This window comes from Saccharopolyspora sp. NPDC049357 (assembly GCF_040677225.1).
GTDB lineage: Bacteria > Actinomycetota > Actinomycetes > Mycobacteriales > Pseudonocardiaceae > Saccharopolyspora.
Genome location: NZ_JBFAQJ010000019.1, coordinates 112,187 through 119,967, shown reverse-complemented (window position 1 = coordinate 119,967; position 7,781 = coordinate 112,187). Strand labels below are relative to the sequence as shown.

Sequence of the window (7,781 nt, the reverse complement as noted above, 5' to 3'; positions counted from 1 at the left end):
CGGGTTCTGAGCGGCTTCGTGGCGAGTACGCCGCGACGCCGATGTCCACCCCCTGGGTAAGCGGAATACATCAGGAGCGGCGCACGGAGACCACGAAGCCGCTCAGGTTCCGCCACCCGCACCGCCACGCAAAGCAATTCCTGAACAGCTCCTACCGCGGTGATTCGTGTTGGGAGCCTCTGACGTTGATGGGACTGCCCGGGGGTTCCGCGCAGTGGGCTTCCAGGTTGGCGGGGGTTTCGGCGACGTCGGTGCCCGCTCGCTGGTGGGTGCTCTCGTAGCCCTGGCTGCAGACGAACGGGTCGAAGCTGTTCAGGACCAGGCCGAACCGGGCTCTCCCGTCGCCGGGGACGGTGGTCTTGGTGCCCTGCGCGAGGCTCGGGTAGGTCACCAGCAGCTGCTCCACGCCGTCGAGCCGGGTGCGGTAGACGTTGGCGGTGGTCAGCAGGTTCGAGAACAGCCCGCCGAGCTGCGGCCCGGATTCCCGCAGCAGACCGCTGACCTGCTCGGCGGCGTCCGGCGCTGCGCCGATGACGCGGCGCAGGTCGGGGTCGGAAGCGCGCAGCTGCCCGGCGAACAGGTGGAGGTCCCTGCTGAAGGAGGCGATCTCGGCGCCCTGCTCCCGCTGCGTTTCCAGCACCTCCCGCCCGCTGGAGATCAGGTCCAGCGTCTGCGGCAGGTGGTCGGTGGCCTGCCGGGTGTAGGCGTTCGAGGTGTCGAGCAGCGTGCCGAGCGGGCCGTTGAGGCCGGTGAACGCCAGGTCCAGTTCGGTGACCACGGTCTGCAGCGAGCCGATCGGGATGCTGCGCACCGTGCGGTCCAGGTTGGCCAGCAGGTCCTCCGGCGGCACCGGGATCGAGGTGCGGTCGCTGGTGATCACCGAGCCTTCTCCGAGGTGCGGACCACCGTCGGATCGGGGGCGGAGGTCGACGTACTGCTCCCCCACCGCCGATCGGTTGGTGACCACCGCGTCGGTGTCGGCCGGGATCTTCGGTGCGCTGTCCTCGATCTCCAGCGACACGTCGACGCCCGAGGGCGTCAGCCGCAGCGGTCCGACCCGCCCGATGGGAAGTCCTCTGTAGGTGACCTCGGCGTTGGTGAAGATGCCGCCGGAGTCGCGGAACCGGGCGATGGTGGTGTACCCGCGGGAGGACACCAGCCGGTCCAGTCCGGCGTAGGTGGCGCCGACGTAGGTGATGCCGACCAGGGCGATCAGCACGAACGCCCCGATCTGCAGCTTGACCCGCTTCGAGATCACCGGACACCTCCGAGCACTGCGTCGAACGGTCCGCCCGGTCGCGGCGGTGGCGGCTCGGCGGGTGCGGGTCCCGGTGCCGGTGCGGGCAGCGGGAGCGGGAGTTCGCCGGGCCCCACGCCGCCGGTGGGCGGCGGGCGTCCCTGCAGCACGTTGTCGACGAACGTGCTCAGGTCGAGGTCCAGCTGCAGGTCCAGGTTGGTGTAGTCGCCCTTGATCGCGTTCACCGTGTAGTCGGTGAACGGGAAGGTGACCAGGATTTCCAGCGACTTGGGGAGGTCTTCGCCCGCTTCCGCCAGCTTCTGCAGGATGGGGCTCAGCGACCGCAGGTTCTCCAGGGTGTCCTGCTTGCTGCGCTCGGTGGTCTCCACGGCGACCTCGGAGAGCCGGTCCATCTGCTGGAGCATGGTGACCAGCTGCCCTCGCTGCTCGTTGATGACCTTCAGCCCGGGCCCTAGGTTGTCCAGCGCGAAGGCGATGTCGTGCTTCTGCCCGACCAGCGAGGTGGCGAGCCGGTTGAGCCCGTCGATGGCGCGGGTGATCTCACCGCGCTGGCCGTCGAGCTCCCGGGTGAAGACCTCCAGGTTCCGGTGCAGCGAGCGGATGTCGGCCTCGTTGCCGGACAGGGCGGCGCCGAGTTCCTGGTTGATGTGCTGGAGCTGGCCGATGCCGCCGCCGTTGAGCAGCATCGACAGCGCCCCCAGCACCTCCTCGACCTGCGGGTGCCGGTTCGTGCGCGACAGCGGGATGCGGTCGCCGTCGGACAGCAGCGCTCGACCGTCCGTCGCGGAACCGTCGAGCTGGACGTACTTCTCGCCGAGCAGGCTGGACTGGCGCAGCTGGGCGATGGCGCTCGCGGGCAACCGCACGTCGCGGTTGATCTCCAGGGTGACCTCGGCGGTCCAGCCGTCCGGGGCCAGCCGGATGCCGGAGACCCGGCCGACGGAGACGTCGTTGACCTTCACGCTGGCCTGCGGCACCAGGTCCAGCACGTCGGCCAGCTGGGCGGTGACCCGGTACGGGTCGTCGCCGAGGTCGGCGCCGCCGGGCAGCGGCGCGTTGTACAGGCCGGTGAACCCGTGCTGGCCGCATCCGGCGACCAGCAGGAAGCTCAGCAGCGCCACCGCGATCCGCATCAGCGACCACCTCCCGGGTGGGGTGTGCCGGTGTCGCGCATGGCGTCGACCAGCGGGAGCGGGATGTCAGGTGCGTGCCCGTGCTCCAGCGAGGTGATCGTCTCGGCCGGGGACGGCAGCGGGACCGCTCCGGTGACGATCGGTTCGATGCGGTTGCAGGCGTCGGCGAGCACGGGCGGCACCGGGCGGTCCGGGGGCGACTGCCGCAGCAGCTTGCAGACGATGACGATCGGCGGGTGGGTCAGCTCGTTGATGTTGCCGCGGGTGCGGGTGGACCCGGTGGAGGCGTCGTAGGTGTTGGCGAGGTTCGACAGCCCCAGCGGCGCGAGGTCGGTGACCTCCTCCAGCGCCGCCCGCTGGTCGACGAGCACCTGCGTCACCGCTCGCAGGTGGTCCACGTTGGTCCGCAGCACGGCGCGGTTGTCGCGGATGAACCCGGCGGTCTCCGACAGCGCCGGGCCGAGTTCCCGCAGCGCCGCGCCGAGTTCGCCGCGTTCGGCGGCCAGGAACGCCGCGGTGTCGGACAGCTGGGTGTTGAACCGGCGCACCTGCTGGTCGCTGTCGGCGAGCGTGCGGTTGAACAGCTGGAGGTTGTCGACGGTGGCGAACATGTCCTCCTTGGAGCCCGACAGCGTGCTGGTGGCCTGGCTCAACCGCTGCAGCATGTCGTTGAGCTCGGCGCCGTGCCCGCCCAGGTTGGCGGCCTGCACGTCGAGGAAGTCCGACAGCGCGCCCTTCTCGTTGGCCCCGTCCGGTCCCAGCATCCGCATGGTGCGGTCGGTGTTGCGGTTGATCTCGTCGAGCTCCAGCGGCGTCGCGGTCCGCTCGCGCGGGATCACGGCCCCGTCGGCCAGTTCCGGTCCGCCTTCGTAGACGGGCGTGAACTGCACGTACCGGTCGCTGACCAAGCTCGGCGCGACCGCGACGGCCTTGGCGTCGGCGGGGATCGGCGTGCCGTCGTCGATGCGCATCTCGACCCGCACCTGGGTGCCTTCGGGGACGACCTCGGTCACCGAACCGACCCGCATGCCCAGCACCCGCACGTCGGAGCCGGGGAACAACCCGACGGTGGCGCCGAAGTGGGCGGTCACCGAGGTGCGCGCGGTGAGCGCCACGGCCCACCAGGCACCTCCGGTGATCAGCAGCGCGGTCGCGAGGACGACGGCCACAGCGCGCTTGCTCATCGCGGACCTCCCCCGGCGCCGCCCTCGATCGGCGGGCGGCAGCCTTCCTCGTTGGACGTCACCGGGCCGGCGTGCAGCACGGGCGGGACCTGGCCGCAGACGTAGCTGTCGAACCAGCGCCCGTTGCCGACCGTGTTGCTGAAGTACCGCGCGAACGGCGCGAGGTTCTGCAGGCCTCTGTTGAGGTTGTCCTGGTTGCGGTGCAGCACCTCGGTGACCCGTTCCAGCGTGGTCAGCGCGGGTCGCAACTGGACGTGGTTGTCGGCGACGAGCCCGCGCAGCTGCTCGGAGAGCTGCCGGGTGCTGCGCAGCAGCGTGCTGATCGCTTCGCGCCGGAAGCGGATCTCCTCCATCAGCAGGTTGCCGTCGGCCAGCAGCCGGGCGAAGACCTCGTCGCGGTCGCCGAGCACCTGGCTGACCTGGCGAGTGTTGCTCAGCAGCTGCTTGAGCTGCTGGTCCCGGCTGGAGATGACCTGGGAGAACGCCGAGAGCCCGCGCAGCGCCTCGCCCACGTGCGCCGGGGTTCCGCGGAAGGTGTCGGCCATGGTCTGGAAGCTCTGCGCCAGCGCGCCGGTGTCGACCTCGCCGGAGGTGCGGCCGAGGTCCTGGAAGGCTTCGGTGACGTCGTAGGGCGAGCGGGTGCGGTCGGCGGGGATCGTCGCGGCGGCGTCCTGTTCGCGTTCGCCCTGCGGGTCCAGCGACAGGTACTTCTGGCCGAGCAGGGTCTTGATCTCGATGGAGGCGGTGGTCCGGTCGCCCACCCATGCGTCGTCGACGCGGAAAGCGACCTCGACGTGCTTGCCGCGCAAGGACATCGAGGTCACCTCGCCGGCCTTGACCCCGGCGATGCGGACCTCGTCGTCGGGTTTGAGCCCGGCCGCCTCGGTGAACTGCGCGCGGTAGGTGGTGCCGCCGACGACCGGCAGGTCCTCGAAGTAGAACGCCAGCAGCGAGATCGCGGTGATCAGCACCAGGCCCACCACCCCGGCGGCCGCCGGGTCGCGCCGTCTGAGCCGCTCGATCATCGGCACCTCTCAGGCATCTGCTCGGGGGACGTCGCGGGCAGCGGCGCGGTCACGCCGAGGCTGGAGATGCGCACCTGCCCGGAGCTGCGGCACAGGAAGTAGTTGAACCACGACCCGTAGCTGGCGGTGCGGTTGATGGTGTTGAGCTTGTTGGGCAGGCCCGCGGCGAACCGCTCCACGAGCGGCCGGTGGTTGTCGAGGTGGTGCGAGAGCACGCCCAGGTGCGCGATGCTCTCGCGCAGCGGCTGCCTGCCCTCGGCGAGCAGTCCGGCGGTCGCCTCGTTGACCTGGCCGATCCCGTCGACGGCCGAGCCGATCTGCTCGCGGTCGGCGGCCAGGCCGGAGACGACCTGCTGGGTCTGCACCAGCACCTCGTCGAGCTCGGCGTTGCGGCTGTTGACGGTGCCGAGGACGTCGTTGAGGTTGGTGATGACGTCGCCGATCACCTGGTCCCGGGAGGCCAGGGTCTGGGTCAGCGAGCCGATGTGCGCCAGCAGGCTCTGCACGGTGCCGCCTTCCCCTTGCAGGGTTTGGATGATCGCGTGCGAGAGCTTGTTGACGTCCTCGGGCGAGAGCGCCTGCAACAGCGGTTTGAAGCCGTTGAACAGGACCGTGAGGTTCAGCGCGGGCCGGGTGCGGTCGATCGAGATCGTCGAGTCCTCCGGCAGCATCGCACCGGTGCCCTCCCCCCGTTCGATGGCGAGGTAGCGCTGTCCGACGAGGTTGCGGTACTTGATCGACGCGGTGGTCGAGGTGGGCAGCGCGCGGTCGCCGAAGAGCGTGAACTCCACGTGCGCCTGCCGCTTCTCGGCGATCTCGATCGAGCGGACCTGGCCGACCTTGACCCCGGCGATGCGCACGTCATCGCCCTCGTTGAGCCCGGTGACGTCGGTGAAGCGCGCCGAATACCCCGTGGTGGGGCCGAAACTGGTGTTGGCGATGGTGACCCCGAGCAGCCCGGTGGCCAGCAGCGTGACCGCGATGAACGCGACGAGCTTGGTCAGCGACGGCGTGATCGACCTCATCGCACCTGCACCTCCGCTCCTCGGTACAGCGGGCCGACCAGCAACGTGCTCCAGGCCGGAACCTCGTCCGGGCGCAGCCTGGTCGCCGGTGACAGCAGGGCCGCGATGAGGCGCTGCTCGGCCGGCGAGTGCTGCATCGAACCCCCGGGCCCGGTGAACGAGCTCGGACTGGTCGAGGCCGGTGGTGTGCGCTGCTCGCGCTGCGGCGGGTGCGTCGATCCGTCGCGCGGCGGTCCGCCGCCGGGCAGGTCGGCGGGCATCGGGACCTGGTCGTAGCAGCGGGGACCGCGCCGGTCCTGCCAGCTCGGTTCGTCGTGGCCGGGCAGGTACTTGTCGGCGCTGTCGCTGATCTGCACCCGCAGGCGGATCACGCCCGGGGTGTCGGTGCCCTTGCCCGCGACCTGGTCGAGGCGGGGCACCGAATCGGCGAGATCGTCGAACAGGCAGGGGTATTCGGGCGAGTAGCGCGCCAGCAACCGCAGGTGTTCACGACTGGCCGCGTTGAGGTCGATGATGTTCTCCGAGTTGACGCGCAGGAAACCGTCCAGGTCCGCGACCCCGGTCGTCACCGTGCGGTAGAGGCGGTCGAGGCCCTCGCGGTTGTCGGCGACGGTCCGGTGGTTGACCGCCAGGTCGCGCAAGGCCTGCGTGAGCTCCGGCGTGGTCTCGGCGTAGAGGTGAGCGACGTCGGCGAGCGCCTGGATGTTGCCCTTGAGCTCGGGCAGCGCCGGGTTGAACTGCTCCAGGTAGCGGTTCGTGGCCACCAGCGTCTCGCCGAGCTGCTCACCTCGTCCGTCCAGCGCCATCGAGACGGTGTTGAGCGTGGTGGCGAGCTTGTCGGGCCGGACGGCCTGCAGCACCGGCATCAGGTCGCTGAGCACCTTCTCCAGCTCGATCGATGCCTCGCTGCGGTCCTGCTCGATGACGTCGTCGTCGCGCAGCGACTCGCGGGAGGGTTCGGGAGGCGGGACGAGGCTGACGTAGCGCTCGCCGAAGAGGGTCTTGGGCAGCAGCCGCGCGGTGACCTCGGCCGGGATGAGGTGCGCCTTGTCCGGGTGCAGCGCCAGGTCCAGCTCGGCGCCGCTCGCGGTGGCGCGCACTTCCCGCACCTCGCCGACCACCAGGCCGCGCACCTTGACGTCCGAGGGCGGTTGCAGCTGGTTCCCGACGCGGTCGGTTCGCAGCAGCACGTTGACCACCGGTGTGAACGCCTTCTGGTACACCGCGACCGTCGAGGCCAGGAACAGCACGATCACGCTGATGAACACCGCCCCGACGACGCGGCGGCGCACCGCCTCGGCCCGCTCGCCCGCCCTCATCCGGCGATCCGGACGGTCGTGGTGGCGCCCCAGATCGCGAGGCTGAGGAAGAAGTCCAGCACGTTGAGGGCGATGATCGCGGTGCGCACCGCCCGGCCCACCGCGCTGCCGACTCCGGCGGGACCGCCTGAGGCGCGGAAGCCGTAGTAGCAGTGCACCAGGATGATCATCAGGCTGAACAGCAGCACCTTGCCGAAGGAGAACAGCACGTCCTCAGGCGGTAGGAACAGGTGGAAGTAGTGGTCGTAGGTGCCCGCGGACTGGCCGTAGAAGTAGACGGTGATCACCCTCGACGCCAGGTACGACGACATCAGCCCGATCACGTACAGCGGGATGACCGCGCCGATACCGGCCAGCACGCGGGTGGTCACCAGGAACGGCACGCTGCGCACCGCCATGACCTCCAGCGCGTCGATCTCCTCGGAGATGCGCATCGCGCCCAGCTGCGCGGTGAACCCGCAGCCGACGGTCGCCGACAGCGCCAGACCCGCCACCAGCGGCGCGACCTCGCGGGTGTTGAAGTAGGCCGAGACGAACCCGGTGAAGCTGGCCGTGCCGAGCTGGTTGAGCGCGGTGTAGCCCTGCATCCCGACGACCGTGCCGGTGAACAGCGTCATGCCCACCATCACGCCGATCGTGCCGCCGAGCACCGCCAGCGCGCCGCTGCCGAAGGTCACCTCGGCCAGCAACCGCAGCACTTCCTTGGAGTAGCGGCGCAGCGTGCGCGGCGCCCACGCGATGGCGCGCAGGTAGAACAGCGCCTGGTCACCGGAGGTGTCGAGGACCCGCAGCGGCCCGTTGAGCAGCCGTCGGACTCGGCCGGTCGCCACGACCACG

The 7,781-nt window shown here is 70.3% G+C and carries 7 protein-coding genes; all 7 read right to left on the bottom strand.

Going from position 1 to position 7,781, the window contains the following annotated elements; all coding sequences use genetic code 11:
- Window positions 1-151 precede the first annotated feature (151 nt).
- Genes AB0J91_RS18040 through AB0J91_RS18010 form a run of 7 tightly spaced genes read right to left on the bottom strand, consistent with a single transcriptional unit; the run spans window position 152 to window position 7,780 of the window.
- Entirely contained in the window at window positions 152-1,258 is a 1,107-nt protein-coding gene (locus AB0J91_RS18040) for an MlaD family protein (RefSeq protein ID WP_363870004.1), read from the bottom strand.
- Complete coding sequence (locus AB0J91_RS18035) at window positions 1,255-2,391, bottom strand: MCE family protein (RefSeq protein ID WP_363870002.1); 1,137 nt, start codon at window positions 2,389-2,391, stop codon at window positions 1,255-1,257. Before AB0J91_RS18035 ends, AB0J91_RS18040 begins: the two co-directional genes overlap by 4 nt.
- Window positions 2,391-3,575: an MCE family protein gene (locus AB0J91_RS18030; protein ID WP_363869999.1), complete on the bottom strand. Its 1,185-nt coding sequence runs from the start codon at window positions 3,573-3,575 to the stop codon at window positions 2,391-2,393. Before AB0J91_RS18030 ends, AB0J91_RS18035 begins: the two co-directional genes overlap by 1 nt.
- Window positions 3,572-4,600 carry an MCE family protein gene (locus AB0J91_RS18025; RefSeq protein WP_363869996.1) on the bottom strand — a complete coding sequence of 343 codons (1,029 nt, stop codon included), beginning with the start codon at window positions 4,598-4,600 and terminating at the stop codon, window positions 3,572-3,574. The genes AB0J91_RS18030 and AB0J91_RS18025 overlap by 4 nt, the downstream gene beginning before the upstream one ends.
- A complete protein-coding gene (locus AB0J91_RS18020) occupies window positions 4,597-5,625 on the bottom strand; it encodes an MCE family protein (RefSeq protein ID WP_363869993.1) in 1,029 nt (342 codons plus the stop codon). Before AB0J91_RS18020 ends, AB0J91_RS18025 begins: the two co-directional genes overlap by 4 nt.
- Window positions 5,622-6,944: an MCE family protein gene (locus AB0J91_RS18015; protein WP_363791857.1), complete on the bottom strand. Its 1,323-nt coding sequence runs from the start codon at window positions 6,942-6,944 to the stop codon at window positions 5,622-5,624. Before AB0J91_RS18015 ends, AB0J91_RS18020 begins: the two co-directional genes overlap by 4 nt.
- Window positions 6,941-7,780, bottom strand: a complete 840-nt coding sequence (locus AB0J91_RS18010) for an ABC transporter permease (RefSeq protein WP_363869991.1) — start codon at window positions 7,778-7,780, stop codon at window positions 6,941-6,943. The genes AB0J91_RS18015 and AB0J91_RS18010 overlap by 4 nt, the downstream gene beginning before the upstream one ends.
- Between the last annotated feature and the right edge of the window lies 1 nt (window position 7,781).

Excerpts from the sequence above, each read along its gene's own strand:
- AB0J91_RS18030 (WP_363869999.1), bottom strand. The coding sequence starts at position 3,575 with ATGAGCAAGCGCGCTGTGGCCGTCGTCCTCGCGACCGCGCTGCTGATC.
- AB0J91_RS18025 (WP_363869996.1), bottom strand. The coding sequence starts at position 4,600 with ATGATCGAGCGGCTCAGACGGCGCGACCCGGCGGCCGCCGGGGTGGTG.
- AB0J91_RS18015 (WP_363791857.1), bottom strand. The coding sequence starts at position 6,944 with ATGAGGGCGGGCGAGCGGGCCGAGGCGGTGCGCCGCCGCGTCGTCGGG.
- AB0J91_RS18020 (WP_363869993.1), bottom strand. The coding sequence starts at position 5,625 with ATGAGGTCGATCACGCCGTCGCTGACCAAGCTCGTCGCGTTCATCGCG.
- AB0J91_RS18035 (WP_363870002.1), bottom strand. The coding sequence starts at position 2,391 with ATGCGGATCGCGGTGGCGCTGCTGAGCTTCCTGCTGGTCGCCGGATGC.